Below are 21752 nucleotides of genomic sequence, written 5' to 3'. Positions count from 1 at the left end.
ATTTACATTATTGAACAAGGAATATTTTAATCCGGTACAGCCGCAATTCCTGATCGAACTTGCCTCGAAGCTAATTATGGGTCCATTGGTTCATCAAAGTCGATTTGTAGAGAACTGATCAGCGGATAGAACTCTATTTCAGTTTCAGTTAACCGTTTTCCGTTTCGGTAAGGATAATAACCCAACTCTTTCCTGGAGCGTTCAGCTACGGTGTCACTGATGTAGAAACTCTGGGATTTTACGGTGGAGCTTATGGCTGGTTTTTCCATTGGCATACCATAACGAAAGATTAGCCGGGCGGCATTTCGCATGTTTGTAGTGGTATGTCTTGCATGAGGTTCCATGATGATAGCAGACTCCGGTATCATGAGTGTGTTCATCATAAATTTCTTCATTTCATAAGCTTCGCTGAATTTGGTCTTGTAAGGATGAACACGCCCACCAGACAGAACAATAAATGGTGCCATTCCATTTTTAAACTGCTGTGCAGCAAGATGACAACGTAAAATTCCGCCGGCACTTAATTCCGTTTCTTTATCATCCGGACCTGCGCCTGGTACCAGGATAATGCTGTACTTATATTTACTCCAATTGGTTTTCTTCACTTGATCAAATGCTGCTTTATTGACTGTAGATTCCATTGGCTCGTAGTCCGCGGCATTATTCCGCCCGTCTATTTCCATTGCTTGCAGGGCAAAGGTTAGCGTGGGCTCAAAATAGAGCTTGTGTGCCTGGTTTAAAGTAAGGTAGGTGTTTGCAGACACCAGCTCTGTATAGCCCTTGCTGTGAATGTTAAAACCTACAGAGTCAATCTTTGGATAGTTGGGCTTTTTGCCTTCTACATAAACTCCAATAGCGAAATTCAAAGCTGCTGCGTCCTGCTCCCAGGCTTTTACAAGAAGTGATCTGGGGTCAGCATCTGCATATAATACATAACACCCCGAGGGGATCAAATGCGCTTGAACAAGTTTACCCAGTGGATTATCTGGTTTGTAGAGTTCAGTAAGTCGTTGGCTCACGGTTGTAACTTCAAAATTACTCATCGTCATGGCTTCAGCGTAGCATGAAATCCGCTGATCGCATTGCTTCATCGCCTCTGCGGCTTTCTCCAACTTTGTTCTTAAGAGCCCATTTAATTCTTTATCGTTTCGGAGCATACGCTGCACCTCCGGAATCTCTTGAAAAAGCGTTAGCAAATAGTAGTTTTTGTATTGTACTACATTGGTTCCTTTAACAAACTGGTAGTTAGCAACTGGTTTCTGAGCCATCAACTGCGTGCAAAACAGCAGCATTGAAAGCAGTGTCATCATTTTTTTCATACGCATGCAAAGTAGCCAGCTCAATGTTATCCCTGTATTAAAATTAAACAATGAGCCCCCTGTAAGCTTACCGAGCCTTAACCATTGAATAATATCCCCCTAACCTTTGCCTGCTAGTTTTGCCGCAGTTATAATAAAATCCAATGCAAAGATGATTTCACTTTTACGAACCGCAGATATTAACCGTATTTGCAAAAAGCTGCTTTTACCAATGGGGATACTTGCCATTGGAAATGCACCTTTGCTTGTTTATGCAACAGGCGACACCGGTAACTACTTTAATGCTGTACGGGCAGTAATTACCGTTAGCGGTATTGTGACCGACAGTCAGGGACAAGTGCTTCCAGGCGTAAACGTCTATGAGAAGCAGACAAAGAAGGGCGTTGTCACGGATGCAAACGGCCGTTATTCGATTACCGTTCAGGATAATGCGACCCTAATGTTCTCCTACGTAGGTTTTACCACCAAAGAGGTTCCTGTTGGAAATAAAACGGTTTTGAACATTACCCTTGCTTCTGAAAGCAACGACCTAGATGATGTTGTGGTCATTGGATATCAGAAAATCAGAAAGTCTGATGTCACTGGCGCGATCAGCAGCGTAAAAGCTGCGGAGCTAAACCTGACTTCACCTACGGTAGGGCAGGCACTGGTTGGTAAAGTAGCTGGGGTACAAGTATCACAGACCAGTGGTGCACCGTATTCAGGAACCAAAATACGTGTAAGGGGTATTGGATCTATTAACGCAAGTTCAGATCCGCTGTACGTCATTGATGGATATCCTGCAGGTAACAATGTTTCTATCAATCCTGAAGATATTGAGACCATTGATATCCTTAAAGATGCGGCTTCCGCCGCGATTTATGGTTCGCGTGCTTCCGGTGGTGTGGTGATGATTACTACTAAACGTGGGGTAGAAGGTAAGGGTAAATTCCAGTATGACGTACAGGGAGGCGTGTCCCAGTTGGCTAAAAAGGTTAAACTTTTAAATGCTGATGAGTTTATTCAGCTGCAGATCGATGGGAGGAATAATGCCTATCGTGATCTTGTGGTTAATGGTGGCAAGACCTGGACAGATGCCATGTTCTCCGATAATAATGCCACACGTATCGCCAACGTGGGAAATGGAAGCAGCGTCGTAATTCCGGAAGATATTTACGATTTCGGCGCACAGCAGGCTCGTCCGGCACAATACAACACCGACTGGCAAGATGAACTATATCGAAATGCTGGATTTCAGCGTCATACACTTTCTTTCAGCAATGGAAATAAGGATGTGAAATACTACCTGAGTGGCGGTTATCAGGATAACAATGGAATTGTAACCAATACAAATCAAAAGGTGATCAACTTTAGAGGCAACATTGATGGAAAAGTAACTGATCGATTGTCTGTTGGTGCAAACCTTTCCTATACGCAAAACAACAATAAAGAAGTGCAGGAAGGACGATATAACCTCAGTCCGATGATGTCGGCATTACTTTATCTGCCTTACCTTCCAGCCCGTGATGCCGCCGGTAATCCCATACAGTTTGGAATGGCTTCTATGTCGGCCGTATATGGTGTTCAAAACCCCGAGAATCCCCTTGCAACCGTAGAACAGATGAAGATAAACCGTCGTGGCGATAGAAGTACCTACAACGTCAATGGAACTTACAAGATTCTTGAAGGCCTGAACTTTAAAACCAACTTAGGCATGCAGACGTACAATGAGAAGTACGACTACTACAAACCCACAAGCTTGAGCAGCGGAAACAATGCGCCGTATTCAGCACAGGCGATTGCAGATGCAAATGCGATTGCACAGACATTGAATCAAACGGATCAGCTTGCAGAATTCACCTTAAATTATAACAAAGCCTTTGGAGAGCACAGCCTGAATGTACTGGCAGGTTACTCAGCTCAACAGTTGAAAAGTGACCTGATCAGAGTTCAGGCACGGGGATTTCAGAACGATAACATCGGTGAGATTTCGGACAAAGGTGCCGATCCAAGCTTTTTCTCCCTGCAGGATGCTACGAAGTCAACAAATACATTATTGTCTTATTTTGGTCGGGTGAGTTACAATTACGCGGGTAAATATTTCCTCACAGGTTCCTTGCGCCGGGATGGCTCTTCGCGCTTTGGGCCTTTGAACAAGTGGGGGAATTTCCCTTCCCTGGCTGCCGGATGGAACGTATCGGATGAAAGCTTTTACCGCGATCTTATCGGGGAAAAATCAACTGTTAAATTGCGTGCAAGCTGGGGGCTAAGCGGAAATAATAACATTGGTAACTACAATGCGATCCAGGTTATGAATTCTCCAAGCGGTGTAGTATTTGGAAACGCAATTTCCACTGCCATCTGGAGCGGTGGTATTAAGGATGAGCGTCTGGGTTGGGAATCAACTTCGCAGTTCAACTTTGGAACGGATATCGGTTTATTTAACAACCGTTTGTCTGTAATTGCAAATTACTACCTGAGTCATTCTTATGACCTGCTGTTCAATCAAACGATTTCAGCTGTATCAGGGGTTTCTTCGATCCTGACAAACTTAAAGGACAGCAAGATCCGGAATGCCGGATTCGACTTCCAGCTTGACGGACGCGTCATTGACAATGCTGACTTTAGCTTAGGGCTGAGCGGAAATATTTCCATCAACCGGAACAAAGTGCTGGACATGGGTGGTGCGAGCACCATCCTGACCAATGGTGCCGAACGTTCCTATCGTACGCATATTACCCAGCAGGGTTATCCGGTGGGCATGTTTTATGGATTTAAAGCACTTGGGCTGGTTACCGAAGAGAATATCGGTTCCGTTGCACCATCTTCCGCCTCAACCAATCCGCTTAGGGTGGGCGATCTTTACTTTGAAGACGTGGATGGTAACGGCATCGTGAATGATGCGGACAAAACGGTAATTGGTTCACCACATCCGGATTTTACCTATGGATTTGGCTTGAACGCGGCATTTAAATCTTTTGATCTTAGAGCATCGTTCAACGGTTCGCAAGGTAATCAGGTGCTTGATGGACAGGATTATTACCTGTTTAATATGGAAGGATCCGGTAACCAGTATGCGGAAGCTGCAGACCGGTACCGCTCAGCAGCACAACCAGGTTCGGGTGAGGTTTACCGGGCATCGAGAGCAGGGACACAGAGTAACAGCACACGTTTATCCACATTCTATATTCAGGATGGTTCCTACCTGCGTTGTACAAACATCACGCTTGGCTATAATGTGCCAAAGGTACTTACCACTAAGATGAAAGTTAGTAACATCAGGGTATTTGCAAGTATAGACAATGCTTTTACCATTACGAACTATAAGGGATACAATCCAGAGGTAGACTACAACGGTGGTTCAAACCTGACCCCTGGTGTAGACTATGGAAATTATCCATTGGCCAGAAACTATAACCTGGGTATTAAACTTACTTTTTAAGAATCAGAAAATGAAAAAGCATATCATTACGACTCTTGCATTGGGTGTTGTCCTGCTTGCAGGCTCATGCAAGAAAGAGTTTTTGGAACAAACAGACCCAAATGCGATTGCTGTTGGGGAATATTTTAAATCAGAAAACGACGTTTTACTTGCGGTAAATGGCGCCTACCAGTCTTTACGTAGTGGAAATACGCTGGGCGAGGGCAGCGGGTTGTTTACGGACGAAAGATCTGATGACACTGGACGTAACGACAATCAGTCTAACGCAGGTGAACCTTTTCAGTTCAACGACTTCTCTCTACTGCCAAGTAATTCCTATATCAGAACCCATTGGCTGGCATTATACGCAGCCATATCGCGGTGTAACGTGATATTGTCCCACATTGATGAGGTCACCTTCAGCAATCCCGATATCAAAGCAAATTATGCTGCTGAAGCGAAGTTTATTCGAGCGCTCATGTACTTTGAGCTGGTGCGGAAATGGGGAGATGTACCAATGGTGACCAAACAGTTGAACACCGTAGAGGAAGTGACTGAACGGACCTTCCGTGTTCCTGAGGCTGAGGTTTATGCGCAGATCGTTGCCGACTTGAAGGACGGCCTGAACAGCACACTTCCCAACTTACAAACTGCTGCAAACGCGGGACGTGTTTCAAAAGCCGCCATTAATGCTTATTTAGGTAAAGTTTATCTGACCATGGCAACGACCCTGGCGGAGAACAAACAGGAGCACCTGCAACAAGCGAATACTTACCTGCTCGCGGCTTACAACATGAAAAGCTTTGGCGCACTGTCGGAAATCCCTTATGCAGATGTTTTCGACGTTGAAAAGAAATCCACAAACAGGGAGGTGATTTTTGAAATCGTAAACAGGCAGGGTGATCTGAACTACAGTTCAAGTATTGCCGCCAATAATCAGCCCGTGGGGGAAACGATCAACTCTTTGAAAGTGACTACCGGAATTGGGGGTAACGTTAAGCTGGATCTTGTAAATGACTATGAGCTTGCGGATCTCCGCAAAGACTACTCGATTAAATATGCAAATGCTGCAAGTGTTAAAGATTGGTTTATTACCAAATTTCGTGACGCCAGTGCAGCTGCGGGTGTTAATGGCTACGGCGGTAACAACTGGATCTTAATGCGCTACGCAGATGTGATCCTGATGCTTGCAGAAGTGAACAACTTGATGGGCAATGATGCTGCTGCTATCCAGTACCTGGATATGGTGAGACAGCGGGCGGGCATGCCTGATTATGCAACATCCCGTTTAAATCCAGCGTATAGCGCAGAATATCCTACACTGAAGTTGGCGATTTTACATGAACGCCGGGTAGAGCTTGCCTTTGAACACCATCGCTGGTTCGACTTGCTTAGGGCTTTTACACCGACTGAACTGGTTGCTTACTTCAAGGCAAAGCCGCAAGCCTCCTACGGGATTGCCAAACTTGCAAATATTTCAACGAAAGATCGTTATTACCCAATTCCATTTGATGAGGTGAAACTTGACCCTGTTAAAATGAAACAGAATTCTGGGTACGAATAAATCAACTAAGCCTCAATTATGCCCTGTCTGCTACAATGCCGGCAGGGCTGTTTTTTTGCTTGTCTGACTTATGCCTACAAGTTCTATATTTAGGGCATGACGCAAAACTTTAGATTTTATAAAGAACTGAATGGGCGGTGGTATGTAGAGCTTCCCGGATGGAAAGGCCCCAAGGAAGACCTTGAAATGGTGCAAGGTGCCGACACCATGTTAGACCTGATTAGCGGAACTGCCAATGAATGTTTGCTTAAGTTATCTGATGTGCCCTTTGACCATGCGGAGTTGCTGGATTTGGAGCACGCACGCGAGTTGAACCTTGGTGGGGGAGGCGATTACCTGCTTCACAACTTTGAAGGCGAAACAACTTTACTGCGTTTGTGGCTCTGCGAAGTAACCAATTTTGTTTTTAAAGGGTTACCTGAGCGCATTTATTTCAAAAAAGTTCAATAAGGGCAGGTTGCAGGCTGAAATTGTTGTCCAAAATTAACAAGTAGATTTGTATCTTGATGGTTCCTAGCCATCTAACCGATATAAACTATGTTACTAACCGCTAAATCAGGCATTGTCTTGCCTATTTTATTTACACTTTTTACTGGAATAGACAGCTTTGCCCAGAAGCATGACCAGCTCCCGTACTGGGCCATGTCGGGATTTAAACGGGTGGATCAGAACCCGATCATCTCTCCAGATTCGACAACCTCATTCTATTCCGTGCTTGACAACAAGAATGTAGCCTGGGAAAGTAATGACACCTTTAATCCAGCTGCAGTTGTGAAAGATGGTAAGATCGTGGTGCTCTACCGCGCAGAGGATAAATCTGGCGTCGGCATTGGTTATAGAACCTCCCGGATTGGATATGCTGAAAGTACGGATGGGCTGACCATGAAGCGTCGGGATAAACCCGTGTTTTATCCCGGCAATGATGATCAGAAGGAGAATGACTGGCCTGGAGGCTGTGAGGATCCTAGAGTAGCGGTAGCCGCAGATGGCACCTATGTAATGATGTACACCTCCTGGAACCGTAAAGTAGCCCGACTATCTGTAGCAACTTCCAAAGATTTGCTGACCTGGAAAAAGCATGGTCCCGCATTTGAAAAAGCCTATGACGGCCGGTTCCGTGATATCTTCCACAAGTCAGGGTCTATCGTGACTAAACTTGTTGACGACAAAATACAGATCACCAAAATCAATGGCAAGTACTGGATGTATTGGGGTGAAAACCATGTCTACGCTGCCACCTCTACAAACTTGGTGGACTGGGAGCCGCTTTTAAATGATAAAGGTGAGTTATTAGAACTGATTTCCCCCAGAAATGGATATTTCGACAGTGCACTAACCGAATGCGGGCCTCCAGCCTTACTTACCGATAAGGGCATTTTATTATTGTACAACGGTAAAAATGGGGTAGCAGGTGTGGGAGATCCGGAACTTAAACCTGAAACGTATAGCGCGGGACAAGTGCTCTTCGACGCTCAGGATCCCACAAAAGTTAAAGAAAGACTTGATAAACCATTCTTCAAGCCCGAAATGGACTATGAAAAAGCAGGCCAGTATGCTAATGGAACTGTGTTTATCGAAGGCCTGGTCTACTATAAATCGAAGTGGTTCCTGTATTATGGTTGTGCAGATTCCCGGGTAGCTGTTGCTGTAAGTTCTCAGTAATTCAAACAATTTTAAGGGCTTGCGGGTATATAAAACATGCAGGATTCTAACCAACTAAATATAATCGTTATAGGCGCATCAGCGGGTGGGTTTGCAGCGGTATCACGGCTGCTCGCAACCTTTGATGATGACCTGAATGCAGCCATTTTCATCGTCATTCACATCTCCAGAAACTCTGATGCGGATATCGTTGGCAAGATGCTGCAGAAACAGACCAGACTACACTGCCAGGTTGCGGTTGACGGCCAGACTATCGAAAAGCACGCGGTATATATCGCACCTGCGGATCACCACATGATGGTTGATACCGGTAAGATCCTGGTTCAAAAAGGCGCTTACGAAAACCACTATCGCCCCTCCATTGATGTGCTCTTTCGATCTGCTGCAGCGGCATACGGCGCTTGTGTTACTGGAATTATCCTGACCGGCATGCTCGATGATGGCACCTCAGGCATGTACGCCATAAAAAGAAGCGGCGGAATTTGCATCGTTCAAAGTCCGGAGGAAGCGGAGTTCCCGAACATGCCTTTCAGCGTAATTAACAACATGCAAGTGGACCATCAACTCAATGTTAATGAAATGGGCCCGCTGCTGAATAACCTGCTTATGAAAAGATCTTGTAACATGGGTGAAATTCCTGAAGACGTAAAAATAGAGGCTGAAATCACGAGAAGAATGAGCAGTAGCCCGGAAGACCTTCAGAAACTTGGACCTGCAGTAGACCTGACCTGTCCGGATTGTGGTGGTACGCTACATCAGATTGAACACGATGTGATACCGCGCTTCCGCTGTTTCACAGGGCATGCCTTCACCGCGGCTTGTCTGGAAGATCTTCAGATAAAAAGCCTTGAAGAATCGTTGTGGACAGCCATCCGGATGATGGAAGAGCGACGCAACTTATTAGTGTCAATTCATGATAGCAGTGGACGAAAAACCGAAAGGGCGGAGCAGTTGGAAGTGCATGTAAAACGGCTCAAAGCAATGCTGAAAAACCTCAATCAAGGCGAATAAACTACTATACCGCAGTTTTTTCTAAAACTGCGGTACTTCAAAGCAGAAGATCGTTCCGCCATCAGATTTGCCCTCAAACCATATTTTGCCATCCAAACGGGTGATGATCTGCTTGGAAATATACAAACCAATGCCTATCCCCTGAAATCCTGAATGTTTGTCGTCAATAACCCGGTAAAAGCGCTCAAAAATTTGAGATTCTTTTTCTTTGGGAATACCGATACCGAAATCCTCTACACAGCAGCGTATACACTTCCCATTTAGTTCAAGACTAACCAAAACCTGGTCGGCATTAGGTGAGTATTTTATTGCATTTGTAAGCATGTTTATAATAACCTGACGGATGCGTTCCTTGTCACTGAAACTCTGGATGGTGGCACATTGCTGTAATACAATCTGATGGGTGTTGGTGGTGCGCTGAACATCTGAGATCACCTCTTCAAGCAGTTCATTGAACAAAAAATGATGCTTATTCAACTGGAGTTTACCACCCTCAATTAAGCTGGCATCAAGCAGGTCATGAATTAGATTGGTTAGCCGCTTGATTTGGTTAACGAGTTTATGGATCAGGTCGATAGTGATGCGGTCGCCAAGCGGCTCGAATTTTCGCTCCAGCAGTTGTGCTATGGCTTTAATCGAGGTCACAGGCGTTTTTAATTCATGGCTAACGGTGCTGAGTAACTCATCCTTACGCTGTTCCAGTTCTTTCCGGTCGGTGATGTCCATTGTTGTGCCCACAACACGGATGGGCTGCTCGTTTTCGTCCTTGAGAATGTTTCCGGTCAGCTGAATCCAATGCAGGGATTTGTCTGTCCAAATTGCCCGTAAAACGGTGCTGAAATGTGTGTCGGGCCCATTAAGTGCATCATCTAGCTTTTTCCGGTCTTCAGGAATCAGGTGTTCGAGGAATTCGTCAAGCTGGTAAACCGACCGCTCCATTGGAAAACCTGCAATCCAGATGTGGCTTGAAGAGAATACACCCCGTGTTCTCAAATCCAAATCCCAGATACCTAAGCCGGCGGATTCAACCGCTATTTTCATGATCAGCTCGCTTTTCTCCAGCTCCTTACGCAAGGTAACCTGCTGGGTAGCATCTATACTGACGCCTAGTACGCCCGACATGCTGCCATCGGGTTCATAGTAAGGTACAATGCCAAAGTTCACATACGACCTTTGTATATGCCCGTTTTTAGGGAGGTCCACCGCCAGTTCTACACCGGTGTAAGGCTGCCCGCTTTCGAAAACACTTGTCATAATGGTCTCCCAAAGCAGTTTGGATTCTGGAAAGGTTTCAAATATGGGTTTGCCGATCAAAGAGGCACTGTCACGTTGGTAGAACCGGGCCAAGGCCGGATTGATCATCCGGGTAATAAAGCTGGGTCCCTCCCAAATTCCAATGCCTACAGGAGATTGCATAAACACCGATTCGTAGAAGTCACGCTGAATCTTTGCCGCCCGCTCGAGCTTCATGCCGCGATTAAATAGTTCCTGCTTTTCAGTGACATCAACCGGAACGCAAAGCAGGTACTCCACCTTACCTTTTACATTTACGATCGGTGTAGTTGTGATGTTCCAGTATTTACGTGCTGCCGTTCCCGAGTCAGCTACTTTAATGTCCAGTATCAAGGTCCCATGATCTATAGCAAGGCCGGTGTCTAGCGCCTGATGAAAGTAACTGCTCAGTTGCGCTCTGCTATCCCTTGTTTCAGCATCCTCGGGATTACAAAACAGGACATCAAAAAAACCACATCCGATGTAGTTGTCTTTCGGCCACTTCAGAAGATTTGTAAATTGTTTATTAACATCGACAATTGTAAACCTTGGTTGGTCTGGCTTTAGCAGAATACAAGCAGCTGGAATCTGATAAAATACGGCCTTATAGGTATTTAAGGTAGAGGTTGTTTCCATGATGTACCAGATGATTTGGAGGCTAAAAATGTGCGGGGCCGGCAGAGTAGAAAGGGAGAAGCTATTGTATTAAGATAAGATTAAATTCACAATCATTGTTTTATTTTTTTTCTCGTCTAAATACAGGAAAACTTACCAGTAAGATGGATGTTTGTTATGATGGTTGGAGACTAAGCGTTTGTCTTTGAGATACTTTAATTGAAATTATGCTTGCGTTGTAATTTCAATTGTTTAAATTTAAGTAAACCAAAATGTGAAGCGTATGGAACTTATAGCGAAAATCCAAAGATGGGGTGATCGTCATCACCCGAAGTGGCTTGATTATTTTAGGATTCTTCTTGGCCTGATCCTGATGTGGAAAGGAATTCAGTTTGCCACGAATTTAGATGCATTTACCGCATTAATGAAAGATGCCAGCCTCGGTAAAGCTGCAACCATCAGTTTACTGGCACATGTCATCATCGTACTACACATTCTCGGGGGGCTGATGATTGCTGTTGGTACCCAAACCAGAATCGTCTGTCTGCTGAACTTGTTGATTCTATTCGGTGCAGTTTTCTTTGTCAACTTACGTGAAGATATTGCAAGACCATATTCAGAAATCTGGTTGTCCAGTTTTGTATTAATTGGGTTGTTGTGTTTTCTTATTGAAGGTGATGGCGTGATTTCCATAGAACACTCCAAGCAATAAGCGGCACTGAACTAAAAGAAAAAAGGCATCTTATTTAGATGCCTTTTTTGATGATTTACCATGTCCTGCAGAAAGATCTGGCGCCTGGTGCACGGACAGGATGGTCTCGATTGTAGACTTGTTAATCTGGTAATCGTTGGAGATCTTTTCCCAGTGGTCTAGCTGCTCCTGCAAGGCCTGAATCTCGTTTCTAATGCTTTCGATTTTTTTTGCAATAGTATCCTCTATTGTTGGTGGGGGTGTTGCTTTAGGACGTGCCATAATTCTTGATTAATGAAACAAAGTTAGTATTTAAACAGGAGGATGCGTTTTAGATTACAATGTAATTTACTACAAAATTAATTAGCTTTTTTAAAAATTATACGTTCAGCAGTTCAACCTCAATGTTATTCCTGGTTGCATTGGAATATGGGCAAACCTGATGTGCCTTTTCAGTCAGTGATTTAGCTTGTTCTGGCGTAACCCCTGGTATCGAAACTTCCAGGACTACTGACAATCCAAAGCCACCCTGACTGTTTTTACCGATGCTGACTTTTGCAGTCACTTTAGTTTCACCTGCGGGTATTTTTTCGGTGCGAATAACTAAACTTAAAGCACTGTCGAAACAAGCTGCGTAACCTGCTGCGAAAAGCTGCTCGGGGTTCGTATGCGCCCCTCCGCTGCCGCCCAATTCACGTGGCGTTCTTACGTCCAGATCCAACACACCATCTGACGATTTAACATGTCCATTTCTCCCTCCGGTAGCACTTGCCGTTGCCGTATATAGCTTTTCAATTTTTTCCATTTGTATTTTCTTTAGCAGTTATTCAGTCTTCATTCTGCCAGGTTAAAAATACCTGGCTTCTGCTTTTTGTATTCTGATTAAATTCGTTAATATTATAAACGTAAATAAAAACACTTTGTGTTAAATCTTAAAAACTATTCAGGAAACCTGACAAAATCGAATTCATTTGTAACGATATATCTTTTGCAATGTCATAGGTAAACGGATTTAAAGCCATCAAAATCTTAAACTTTTATTATTAATCGAAATTATGAATAAAAACCTACACTTATTTCCTGCACTGGCTGCTGCGATGCTTGTGCTCGGTTCCTGTAACGGCAACAAAACCGCTGATAAACTAGGATCCGGAATCTACCTGAGCAATATGGACACCACCGCCAATCCCGGTGACAATTTCATGCAATATGTGAATGGAAACTGGATTAAGAATACAAAAATTCCAGCAGATAAATCTGCATTCGGAGCGGCCTATATTCTGCATGAAAAAGCACAGGATGATGTTCGTGCAATCATTGAGAATGCGGCCAAAGCACAGGCAAAAGATGGTTCAGACGAACAAAAGATCGGCGATTATTATGCATCATACCTGAATCAGAAAAGCCGCGATTCTATTGGTCTTGCGCCGCTTCAGGAGGAGTTCAAAAAGATTGACGCAATTGCGAATGCAACTGATCTGGCTGCTTATTTTGCCCGTGCTAATAAACTCGGCTTCAGCGTTCCTTTCAGCCTATCCGTATCTGAGGATTTTAAAGATCCAAAAAACTATATGTTAGGAACCTGGCAGGGCGGCCTGGGCTTACCTGAACGTGAATATTATATGTTGAAGGACGCTAAGTCTGCGGAAATCAGAAGTAAATATCTGACCCATGTAGAAAACATGCTTGGACTTGCAGGTATACCGGATGCAAAGGCCAAAGCTGCCAGGATTATGTCCTTGGAAACAGCACTGGCTTCTAAACACATGAAAAAAGAAGATACCAGGAATATAGTCGCCTTGTACAATAAGTATGCGGTGAATAAACTCAATACTTTAATGCCTGATTTTGATTGGAAAGTGATGCTTGATGAAGCAGGTGTAGGCAAGGCAGACAGCTTGGTGGTAACACAAGTTCAATATACCAAAGATCTGAATGCCATTATCAAAAACACAGCGCTTGAAGATTGGAAAACCTATCTGAAATGGGCTGCTTTAAATGGATCCGCAACATTGCTAACATCGGCTTTGGACAAAGAACATTTTAATTTTTACAGCAAAACACTTAACGGTGTAGAAGAGCAGATGCCGCAATGGCGCCGCGCGGTAAACAGTGTAAATGGTGCATTAGGAGAAATGGTTGGAAAACTTTACGTTGAAAAACATTTCCCGCCTGAAGCAAAAGAAAGAATGCTTGCTTTAGTTGATAACTTATTGAAAGCATATGAGTCTAGCATCAAAGAACTGGATTGGATGAGCCCGGACACTAAAAAGCAAGCCTTAGATAAGATCAGCAAGTTTACGCCTAAAATTGGGTATCCTGATAAATGGAGGGATTACGGCAAACTAGAGGTGAAAAAAAATGACCTGTTCGGAAATGCCCTGCGTGCAACGGAGTTTGAGTATAAACGTAACATTGACAAACTTGGTAAATCTGTAGACCGCTCGGAATGGGGCATGACACCACAGACGGTGAATGCCTACTACAATCCACCGATGAATGAAATTGTATTCCCGGCGGCCATTCTTCAACCGCCATTCTTTGATTTAAAAGCAGAAGATGCGGTAAATTATGGCGGCATCGGTGCGGTAATTGGTCATGAGATCGGACACGGTTTTGATGACCAAGGCAGTACGTTCGACGGGAACGGCGTAATGCGTAATTGGTGGACGGAAAAAGACCAATCGGAGTTTAAAAAGCGTACGAATGCACTTGTCGCACAATACAGTTCCTTTAAAGTATTTCCAGATCTAAATGTAAACGGTGCCTTTACCCTGGGAGAAAACATTGGTGACCTTGGTGGTTTAAGCATTGCGCTGAAAGCGTATAAGGCGAGTCTAAATGGAAAACCTGCACCAACGCTTGATGGTTTCACTGGGGAGCAAAGGGTGCTGATCGGATGGGGACAAGTTTGGCAACACAAGGCACGTGCAGAGGCATTGAGAAATCAGGTAAGCACAGATCCACATTCACCGGCAACTTTCCGCGTGAATGGCGTGGTACGTAACGTGCCGGAGTTCTATGCTGCTTTCAATGTTAAGCAAGGTGACTCCCTATATCTTGCACCTGAAAAACGTGTTAAAATCTGGTAATCTGCATGTAGATTGCTGATCAATGGATCACATTTGAAAAGACCTGCTTAATGAGCGGGTCTTTTCTTTTTAGTGCTTTTTTTGAAATGGATAGTTGTGCAATAAAGACCAGGGATCACTTAAATATTCCCAAACTGCGATCCCCTCCGCCTCAATGGTAAATGGCACAAAGTCTTCCTTTAACTGTGTTGTCAAGCTATTTGCCAGTGCAACCGAAACTTTATTTTGGATGGTGATATGGGGCCAGAGGCGTTGTTGATCCTGGGGGATGAGCAAAGGTTTAAATCTGACCTGCAATTTCGCGTGTAAGGCCATTAGGGTGTCACTCTGAATTTTAAATGCAACGCCATTCCCAATGGAACGAACTTCAGAAACTTCCATGGTAAAGCCTTGCTGGTTGTCACAAAACGCCTTAACAGATTCATACACCTCCTTATTTTCAGGCAGGTTATGAATCAAGGTAAGATGCGCCCGAAGATAATTTAGATGCTGCGGAAAGTGCTGTTTTCGCAATGCTGTGAAATATTCATCGGCATCTTTGTTTATAATCAGCGTTAGAATTAATATTTTGGACATAATTGCTCTGATAGGTTGCCGATCCGGTTTAATTCAGGTGTAATTTCAGCTCTTTTATACTAGATAATAGTCAAAGTTGTTTTTTGTTCTCTATTCCCTGCTAAACTGATAACTTTATTGGCATGAAGCAATTATTAAAGGTCGGCTTAGATTCCGCAGCACCCTTTCCAATGCATACAGATTATCAATCCGAAGTTTTTGAAGGCTTTGAAGTTGATCTGTTGAGAATAATTGCCAAAAGTCTTGATCTGGAGATTCAGTATGAAGTATCACTTTGGAAAGATATACTGGAGCAATTGTACAAAGGAGAACTGGACCTGATCTGTTCGGCTGTTTCCGTTACGCCAACCCGGATGCGCATTCTGGAATTTAGCGATCCTTACCTTCAGTTCCGGCTCTGTGCCGTGATCAACCAGCGGGATCATCTGGATGATCTGAGCAGACTTAAAAACAAGGTTATTGGTGTAAGGGCTGCGGCAGAAGCAGAGAAATACATGATGAAGCATTATCCTGCTTATACACTTAAGCATTTAGACACCAACCGTGAAATGTACGATGCCCTGCTTGCTGGCGACATTGATCTGCTCATCGATGATTCTCCAATTGCCGGAGGTTTCCTTAAAAAGCACAAAACACTGAAAATTGGAACCTTCCTGCCGGAAACAGATACACAGTATGCGATCGCGATGAAAAAAGGGGACCTGAAGTTGAAAAGCAAAATCAATGCAGTACTACATAACATCCGTAAAAATGGTGTCTATCAGCAACTATTTGCAAAATGGTTTGCCCAAATACAGCTCTAGCAACCTACACTGGCCAGTTCCAACTAGCCAATGATAATCTTCGTGTTATTCGCTGTCGGATGCCCGGTGCAAAGTAACACACGTCCGTTTGCAATCTCCTCATCAGTGAGCACCTCATTGTAGTCCATACGAACACCACCCGACACACAGGTCGAGGTACAAGTGCTACAGATCCCGCCAGTGCAGCTGTATGGAATGTTGATGTTCTGATCTAATGCGACCTCCAGGATTCGTTTATAATAGGGAACCTCTATTTCATACGTGTTTTTGTTCCAGTCCAGGATGACTTTGTAGGTGTTTTTATCGGCGATCTTTTTTTCTGTAGTATCATCTTCGTCCAGCTCATCTTCCGGAATATAATAGGTTTCGCGTTTGATCTGGTCAATGCTGTATTTCAAGGATAGCAGCACGATACGGCAATTTACCATGTAGTCGATCGGGCCGCAGGTGTAGAATAGTGCCTGCTGCGGATCATACTCCATATGCTCTACAACGATTTGTTCAATCATGAACTTGTTCAGCCTTGCTTTCATGATATTTTTTGCGTCACTAAAGAAGTAAATGACCTTCAATCGCTCAGGATAGCGGGCCGCCCAGTCCTGAATTTCCTCATAAAACAACGTATCATTTATAGATCGATTACTGTACACAAGGACGATCTTGCTGTCGTTTTCTTCGAGCAGGGCCGTCTTCATGATGGAGAATATCGGGGTGATCCCTACGCCAGCGGCAAAAAGAAACACCCTGCGCTTAATGTTCCGATAAGGAACGTAAGTGAAAATTCCGTTTGGCTCCACCGCGGTCAACACGTCACCAATACTGGTTTTATGGTGAAGGTGCCTGGAGATCTCTCCATTTTCCACCAGTTTCACCGCAATGCTAAGTGGCTCATCCGTCCCTGGGCTGCTAAATAAGGAGTAAGACCGCCTGATCTCTTTGTCTTTGATGTTGAAAATGAATGTCAGAAACTGCCCGGCCAGATAGTCAATTTTTTCGGCTGTCTTTTCAAATTTAATGACCAGGTTATCTCCTGGCTGCTGGCTGATTTCTGCAATCTTTAACGACAAGTATTTCATCAAGGCAATTTTAGGGAATAAACACAATTATCAACTTAGATTTCTAAAAATAGTTTCCTTGTTAATACAATTTGCGATGGATATCAAGAGATTATTTTTTCAGGCGCCGCTGCTAACCCTTTCATATAAAGCCGTATGTTTGCCTGGTATGGCCAAATTGAAGATTCCTCTTATCCTCTTTTGTATTCTGCTCAACTATATCGCTGCGCAGTCACAAACCCGATTTACAATCAGTGGTTTAGTTAAAGATGCTGCAACCGGCGAAACATTGATCGGCGCTTCGGTTAAACTGGGGGAGGGCAGGGCAAATGGCACAATGACCAATTCCTACGGATTTTATTCCCTTAGTGCTCCGGCAGGTAAATACACCCTGCAGGTTGGCTATGTAGGTTTTGAAACCTTCAGCACGGAGATAGATCTTTCCCAGAACCGGCAGCTTACCGTTTCACTTAAAGGGGGCAATAACTTGCAGGAGGTTGTAATTACTGCAGGCGGTCGTCGTGATGAGAATGTAAGCAGTCCACAAATGGGCCTGGAGAAGTTAAACATGGCCCAGATCAACAGTGTTCCGGTTTTATTTGGCGAGAAGGACATGGTGAAAACCTTACAGCTTTTACCAGGGGTGAAAACTGCTGGCGAAGGCAACACCGGCTTTTATGTACGTGGTGGCTCCTCCGATCAGAACCTCATCCTCCTGGATGAAGCGGTGGTTTATAATGCCTCACACTTGTTTGGCTTCTTTTCAACCTTTAATTCAGACGCCATTAAAGATGTTAATTTATACAAGGGCGGAATGCCTGCCCAGTATGGTGGCCGATTGTCCTCCACGCTGGACATCAGTATGTTAGATGGGAATGCAAAAGACTACACTGTGCAGGGCGGGATTGGTTTAATTGCCTCCCGGTTGAAGGTCGAAGGGCCCATAGATTCGGGAAAAGGATCATTCATGGTCAGTGGCCGGAGGACCTATGCGGACGCTTTTTTAAAGCTTTCATCAGACACCTCTTTGAAGCAGGCATCGCTGTACTTCTATGACCTCAATGCAAAAGTAAATTACCACTTCAACGATAAGAACACTTTGTATTTTTCGGGATATCTTGGAAAGGATGTACTCGGGCTGAAGAACCTGTTCGGTACCAACTGGGGCAACACCACAGCAACATTAAGATTTAACCACATCTTCAACAGTCGTTTATTTTCTAATACCTCGCTGATCTATAGCGATTACGATTATACCGTGCAGAGCTATGATGTGGGAAATGATTTCCGGGTGCTATCCAGGATTCGCGACTTCAATTTCAAGGAAGATCTGCAATACTACATCAGCAGCAATCACACTTTGCGCTTCGGTGTCAACGCTATTCAGCATACCATCACGCCAGGCCGCATCTCCGCTACATCAAACTCAAGCTTCAATCCGAAGGTCCTGGAAGACCGGAAGGGGCTCGAGTCGGCAGCCTATATCTCTGACGAGTGGCGTATTGGAGAAAAGCTAAACTTGCTCTATGGCCTTCGTTTAAGCCGCTTCGACCTGTTCGGTCCTGGAACCTTCAATACCTACAATGCCGCAGGCGATGTTTCCAGTTCCAGAACTTACGAATCTGGCAAGGTTGTAAAATCATACATGTACCTGGAGCCTCGGATCTCCGCCAGTTATGTCTTCAATCCCGAAAATTCCGTAAAAGCCTCCTATGGGCGTAACACGCAGAATATTCACCTGCTTTCCAACTCCACGGCAAGTTCACCTTCCGATCTTTACATCATGAGCAGCAACAACCTTAAACCGGAAATTGCGGATCAGGTGTCGGCAGGATATTTCAGGAACTTTAAAGACAATGCATTCGAGTTATCCGTAGAGCTCTATTACAAGTGGCTACAAAACCAAATTGATTATAAGAACGGCGCCCAGCTTTTGGCTAATGAGAACGTAGAATCTCAACTGGTGTATGGTAGCGGTCGCGCGTATGGCATGGAGTTGTTCCTGAAAAAGAAATACGGCCGGTTTAATGGCTGGATCGGCTATACGCTTTCCAGAACAGAAAGGAAGTTCGCTGAAATCAACGAGGGCCGGTACTTTCCATCAAGACAGGATCGCACGCACGACATCTCCCTGGTTGGGATCTACAAGCTTAACGACCGATGGAGTTTCTCCGGTACGTTCATCTATGGCACCGGAAACGCAATTACTTTCCCAACCGGCAAGTACCAGTTGGATGGCATCACCCGTTTTTATTATTCTGATCGCAATGGCTCCCGGATGCCTGCCACCCACCGCCTGGATATTGGCGCAACGCTTGAAGGCAAAAAACGCAAACGTTATCAGTCCAGCTGGAACTTTGGCCTATACAATGCCTACAACCACAAAAACCCTTATGTAATAAATTTCCGGGATGCTGAAAATGATCCCACCAGAACGGTAGCCGAACAAACGGCGCTATTTGGTATCATCCCTTCGGTAACCTACAACTTCAAATTCTAATCACATGAAAAGATTCAGTGCATTTATTCCTGTAATGCTTATCCTGTGCCTCGCGGTTTGCTCCTCTTGTAAGAAAATTCTTGATCTGGACCTGGAAGAGGCAGAGCCACAGCTGGTCATTGAAGGAAATCTTACCAACATCACGGGTGTGCAAACGGTGAAGATTTCCAGAACGGTACCTTTCGACGCTTCTAACGAATTTCCGGCGGTATCCGGTGCCACCGTTAGCCTGCAGGACAGCAAGGGGAATGTGATCTTCTTTACAGAAGCCGGCCCGGGTATTTACGAGGCCTATGATTTAGCAGGGGCAGCAGGGGAGCGGTACACGCTGAAGGTCGCCATTGAAGAACAGGAATATACAGCCAGCTCAACCATGCCCGCTAATGTGCCCTTAGACTCGCTTTCCGCTACAGAACAAACCTTCGGCAGCGAGGTGCGAAAAACTATTGCAGTAAACTTTCAGGATCCCCCACAAGTGAAGAACTTTTACCTTTTCAAGATGGTGCTCAATGGTAAAAAAGTGGGGCAGATCTTTTCAGACAGTGATTTCTTTACTGACGGCCGTTACGTAAGACGGGATCTGTTTCTTTCGGGCTATGAAGATCTGGAGATCGAAAGCGGAGATGCGGTTACTGTAGAAATGCAAAGTATTGATGAACCAATCTACACGTACTGGCGAACTTTGGAACAACAGTATGCCTCAGGTAACCCTAATGATGTTACTACCCCTTCCAATCCGCCAAGCAATTGGAGCAACCGTGCGCTGGGTTACTTCAGCGCTCACACGGTGCAAGCAGAGGATGTGGTTGTACGATAAGACCTCCTGAACGACATAAAACATAAAAGGTACTGTTATAAATTGCAAACATTTTAGACAAAAAAGTATTTTTGTATTTCAAAGAAGTTCGACTATGGAACTATCTAGCGTAGTCTCAACTTTCGGGTTGGGACTACTTAGTTTATAGCCCTCAATGAACTCCGTATCATTCTTCCATAAAGTATAGATCAATATTAATAGCTTTCTTTGAATGGCAACTTGTCCAATCATCTTTGAGGGTTTGTTTTGATTGATTCTTGTATACATTTCTTTTAGACCAGGATTGAATCTGCAAGCGACCATTGCCGGGAAGTACAATGCATTTCTGATGTACCGATTGCCTTTTTTAGAGATTCTGGTCTTGCCTTTTATGGAGGTTCCTGATTCTCTTTGCACGACATCATAGCCTGAATAACTTACCAGTTGTTTAGCATTCCTGAAATGCTCAAATCCCATAGTTTCGGCCAGGATAGTAGCTATGGTAATCAAACCTACTCCCTTTATGGTGAGCAGCTTTGTTATTCTTTCTTTCAGGTTGCTGTCTGTTTCTATAAGCCTTTTTATCTCTTTTAACGTTTTTGCAATTTCTTTGTCGATATCTTCAATCAACTTTTTATTACTCTTGAGAATGAAGCTTTGAACATCGTGCGAAGCGTCCTTACTGTGCTTGATGTTGCCAAGGCTAGTTTTTTGTTCTTGTAGCTGAACATAATATCTGGTTAGATTCCTCAGCTGTAATAAGGCGGCAGGAGGTGGAGTCCAAAGCTTATGAGTCCGCTCTACTCCAAGCTGACTTAAGATCCTTGCATCAACAGCATCTGTCTTGGTCTTGATGTTTAAGCTCGAAAAGTAGTGTTTAGAGGTGTTAGGAAGCACCACATGAACCCTTTTCTTTACTTTATGTAAATGGTGTGCCAAATTTTCGTAATAAACACCCGTGGCTTCCATTAGAAACACAAGCTCTGGTCCGATGGCGATAGCGCCCTTGGCCCAGCGAAGCATTTGGTTAAAACCTTTAGTATCATTGCCAAAGGTTACTACTTTTGAGAACGCTAATTCGCCATTCTCTGCACGCTGACACAGACATACTGTAAATGTAGCTTGTGAGATATCTATCCCAACTGATTGTTTTGTAATAGCCATAATCAAGAATTTAGATCGTATCGACTTAATTCCCCTTCGTCTATCCTTTTGTTTTATCCAGGCTCCTAGTTATGGCCTTAAGTACTGTTCAGACTCCTGAGAATAAAATCGTGTCGTTCAACCTTTTTTACGGTATAACATATAGCCTACCTAGCCCGATCTGAACTGACACGAACAGCCAACACATTTTGCATAACAACAATATATTGACCTTTTTAAAATTCTCAGTAAA

At 44.2% G+C, this 21752-nt stretch carries 17 protein-coding genes; 10 read left to right on the top strand and 7 right to left on the bottom strand.

Annotated elements, in window-relative coordinates:
• Nucleotides 1-74: 74 nt before the first annotated feature.
• Nucleotides 75-1319 (bottom strand): YdcF family protein, encoded by a 1245-nt coding sequence (locus tag AC5WJX_RS09555; RefSeq protein ID WP_494484324.1) that lies wholly within the window; start codon nt 1317-1319, stop codon nt 75-77.
• A gap of 151 nt (nt 1320-1470) precedes the next feature.
• Here AC5WJX_RS09555 and AC5WJX_RS09550 point away from each other — a divergent pair, with 151 nt between their 5' ends.
• The 5 genes from AC5WJX_RS09550 to AC5WJX_RS09530 all read left to right on the top strand — a co-directional run bounded on the left by AC5WJX_RS09550 (nt 1471) and on the right by AC5WJX_RS09530 (nt 8956).
• Complete coding sequence (locus AC5WJX_RS09550; protein WP_494484323.1) at nt 1471-4740, top strand: SusC/RagA family TonB-linked outer membrane protein; 3270 nt, start codon at nt 1471-1473, stop codon at nt 4738-4740.
• Nucleotides 4741-4750: 10 nt separating this feature from the next.
• Nucleotides 4751-6283 (top strand): RagB/SusD family nutrient uptake outer membrane protein, encoded by a 1533-nt coding sequence (locus AC5WJX_RS09545; protein ID WP_494484322.1) that lies wholly within the window; start codon nt 4751-4753, stop codon nt 6281-6283.
• Nucleotides 6284-6379: 96 nt separating this feature from the next.
• Nucleotides 6380-6733: a DUF6717 family protein gene (locus tag AC5WJX_RS09540; RefSeq protein ID WP_494484321.1), complete on the top strand. Its 354-nt coding sequence runs from the start codon at nt 6380-6382 to the stop codon at nt 6731-6733.
• 87 nt (nt 6734-6820) lie between these two features.
• Nucleotides 6821-7945 (top strand): beta-1,2-mannosidase, encoded by a 1125-nt coding sequence (locus AC5WJX_RS09535; protein ID WP_494484320.1) that lies wholly within the window; start codon nt 6821-6823, stop codon nt 7943-7945.
• Between the two features lie 36 nt (nt 7946-7981).
• The gene (locus AC5WJX_RS09530; protein WP_440431251.1) at nt 7982-8956 is read left to right on the top strand and encodes a chemotaxis protein CheB; all 975 of its coding nucleotides are present in this window, start codon (nt 7982-7984) and stop codon (nt 8954-8956) included.
• A 21-nt stretch (nt 8957-8977) separates the two neighbouring features.
• Here the strand turns inward: AC5WJX_RS09530 and AC5WJX_RS09525 are convergent, their stop codons facing one another.
• Nucleotides 8978-10864: a PAS domain-containing sensor histidine kinase gene (locus AC5WJX_RS09525; RefSeq protein ID WP_494484319.1), complete on the bottom strand. Its 1887-nt coding sequence runs from the start codon at nt 10862-10864 to the stop codon at nt 8978-8980.
• Between the two features lie 262 nt (nt 10865-11126).
• Here AC5WJX_RS09525 and AC5WJX_RS09520 point away from each other — a divergent pair, with 262 nt between their 5' ends.
• On the top strand, nt 11127-11555 hold the full coding sequence (locus AC5WJX_RS09520) for a DoxX family protein (RefSeq protein WP_494484318.1): 429 nt from the start codon (nt 11127-11129) through the stop codon (nt 11553-11555).
• A gap of 30 nt (nt 11556-11585) precedes the next feature.
• On the opposite strand, the gene AC5WJX_RS09515 is transcribed toward AC5WJX_RS09520, so the two are convergent.
• Both AC5WJX_RS09515 and AC5WJX_RS09510 read right to left on the bottom strand, forming a co-directional pair.
• Complete coding sequence (locus tag AC5WJX_RS09515; RefSeq protein WP_440431245.1) at nt 11586-11816, bottom strand: hypothetical protein; 231 nt, start codon at nt 11814-11816, stop codon at nt 11586-11588.
• A gap of 97 nt (nt 11817-11913) precedes the next feature.
• The gene (locus AC5WJX_RS09510; protein WP_494484317.1) at nt 11914-12339 is read right to left on the bottom strand and encodes an organic hydroperoxide resistance protein; all 426 of its coding nucleotides are present in this window, start codon (nt 12337-12339) and stop codon (nt 11914-11916) included.
• 250 nt (nt 12340-12589) lie between these two features.
• Here AC5WJX_RS09510 and AC5WJX_RS09505 point away from each other — a divergent pair, with 250 nt between their 5' ends.
• Nucleotides 12590-14626, top strand: a complete 2037-nt coding sequence (locus AC5WJX_RS09505; protein ID WP_494484316.1) for a M13 family metallopeptidase — start codon at nt 12590-12592, stop codon at nt 14624-14626.
• Nucleotides 14627-14695: 69 nt separating this feature from the next.
• Here the strand turns inward: AC5WJX_RS09505 and AC5WJX_RS09500 are convergent, their stop codons facing one another.
• Nucleotides 14696-15202 (bottom strand): 2'-5' RNA ligase family protein, encoded by a 507-nt coding sequence (locus AC5WJX_RS09500; RefSeq protein WP_494484315.1) that lies wholly within the window; start codon nt 15200-15202, stop codon nt 14696-14698.
• Nucleotides 15203-15324: 122 nt separating this feature from the next.
• Here AC5WJX_RS09500 and AC5WJX_RS09495 point away from each other — a divergent pair, with 122 nt between their 5' ends.
• Nucleotides 15325-16005, top strand: coding sequence for a substrate-binding periplasmic protein (locus AC5WJX_RS09495; protein ID WP_494484314.1), 681 nt, complete (start codon nt 15325-15327; stop codon nt 16003-16005).
• A gap of 23 nt (nt 16006-16028) precedes the next feature.
• On the opposite strand, the gene AC5WJX_RS09490 is transcribed toward AC5WJX_RS09495, so the two are convergent.
• Nucleotides 16029-17081 (bottom strand): 2Fe-2S iron-sulfur cluster-binding protein, encoded by a 1053-nt coding sequence (locus tag AC5WJX_RS09490; protein ID WP_494484313.1) that lies wholly within the window; start codon nt 17079-17081, stop codon nt 16029-16031.
• A gap of 148 nt (nt 17082-17229) precedes the next feature.
• Here AC5WJX_RS09490 and AC5WJX_RS09485 point away from each other — a divergent pair, with 148 nt between their 5' ends.
• Nucleotides 17230-19560: a TonB-dependent receptor gene (locus tag AC5WJX_RS09485; RefSeq protein WP_494484401.1), complete on the top strand. Its 2331-nt coding sequence runs from the start codon at nt 17230-17232 to the stop codon at nt 19558-19560.
• A 4-nt stretch (nt 19561-19564) separates the two neighbouring features.
• Entirely contained in the window at nt 19565-20377 is an 813-nt protein-coding gene (locus AC5WJX_RS09480; protein WP_494484312.1) for a DUF4249 domain-containing protein, read from the top strand.
• 78 nt (nt 20378-20455) lie between these two features.
• On the opposite strand, the gene AC5WJX_RS09475 is transcribed toward AC5WJX_RS09480, so the two are convergent.
• Nucleotides 20456-21520 carry an IS110 family RNA-guided transposase gene (locus AC5WJX_RS09475; RefSeq protein WP_494483982.1) on the bottom strand — a complete coding sequence of 355 codons (1065 nt, stop codon included), beginning with the start codon at nt 21518-21520 and terminating at the stop codon, nt 20456-20458.
• Nucleotides 21521-21752 lie beyond the last annotated feature (232 nt).

It is taken from the genome of Pedobacter sp. NEAU-ZC8, from assembly GCF_059278965.1.
The sequence above is the reverse complement of the archived record's forward strand: the minus strand, read 5'-3'. Positions and strand labels throughout refer to the sequence as shown.

What these genes read in the sequence shown, in the direction of transcription:
- AC5WJX_RS09550 (WP_494484323.1), top strand. Translation starts at nt 1,471, where the DNA reads ATGATTTCACTTTTACGAACCGCAGATATTAACCGTATTTGCAAAAAG.
- AC5WJX_RS09545 (WP_494484322.1), top strand. Translation starts at nt 4,751, where the DNA reads ATGAAAAAGCATATCATTACGACTCTTGCATTGGGTGTTGTCCTGCTT.
- AC5WJX_RS09495 (WP_494484314.1), top strand. Translation starts at nt 15,325, where the DNA reads ATGAAGCAATTATTAAAGGTCGGCTTAGATTCCGCAGCACCCTTTCCA.
- AC5WJX_RS09515 (WP_440431245.1), bottom strand. Translation starts at nt 11,816, where the DNA reads ATGGCACGTCCTAAAGCAACACCCCCACCAACAATAGAGGATACTATT.
- AC5WJX_RS09500 (WP_494484315.1), bottom strand. Translation starts at nt 15,202, where the DNA reads ATGTCCAAAATATTAATTCTAACGCTGATTATAAACAAAGATGCCGAT.
- AC5WJX_RS09490 (WP_494484313.1), bottom strand. Translation starts at nt 17,081, where the DNA reads ATGAAATACTTGTCGTTAAAGATTGCAGAAATCAGCCAGCAGCCAGGA.
- AC5WJX_RS09525 (WP_494484319.1), bottom strand. Translation starts at nt 10,864, where the DNA reads ATGGAAACAACCTCTACCTTAAATACCTATAAGGCCGTATTTTATCAG.
- AC5WJX_RS09475 (WP_494483982.1), bottom strand. Translation starts at nt 21,520, where the DNA reads ATGGCTATTACAAAACAATCAGTTGGGATAGATATCTCACAAGCTACA.
- AC5WJX_RS09530 (WP_440431251.1), top strand. Translation starts at nt 7,982, where the DNA reads ATGCAGGATTCTAACCAACTAAATATAATCGTTATAGGCGCATCAGCG.
- AC5WJX_RS09535 (WP_494484320.1), top strand. Translation starts at nt 6,821, where the DNA reads ATGTTACTAACCGCTAAATCAGGCATTGTCTTGCCTATTTTATTTACA.
- AC5WJX_RS09505 (WP_494484316.1), top strand. Translation starts at nt 12,590, where the DNA reads ATGAATAAAAACCTACACTTATTTCCTGCACTGGCTGCTGCGATGCTT.
- AC5WJX_RS09480 (WP_494484312.1), top strand. Translation starts at nt 19,565, where the DNA reads ATGAAAAGATTCAGTGCATTTATTCCTGTAATGCTTATCCTGTGCCTC.
- AC5WJX_RS09520 (WP_494484318.1), top strand. Translation starts at nt 11,127, where the DNA reads ATGGAACTTATAGCGAAAATCCAAAGATGGGGTGATCGTCATCACCCG.
- AC5WJX_RS09510 (WP_494484317.1), bottom strand. Translation starts at nt 12,339, where the DNA reads ATGGAAAAAATTGAAAAGCTATATACGGCAACGGCAAGTGCTACCGGA.
- AC5WJX_RS09540 (WP_494484321.1), top strand. Translation starts at nt 6,380, where the DNA reads ATGACGCAAAACTTTAGATTTTATAAAGAACTGAATGGGCGGTGGTAT.
- AC5WJX_RS09555 (WP_494484324.1), bottom strand. Translation starts at nt 1,319, where the DNA reads ATGAAAAAAATGATGACACTGCTTTCAATGCTGCTGTTTTGCACGCAG.
- AC5WJX_RS09485 (WP_494484401.1), top strand. Translation starts at nt 17,230, where the DNA reads ATGGCCAAATTGAAGATTCCTCTTATCCTCTTTTGTATTCTGCTCAAC.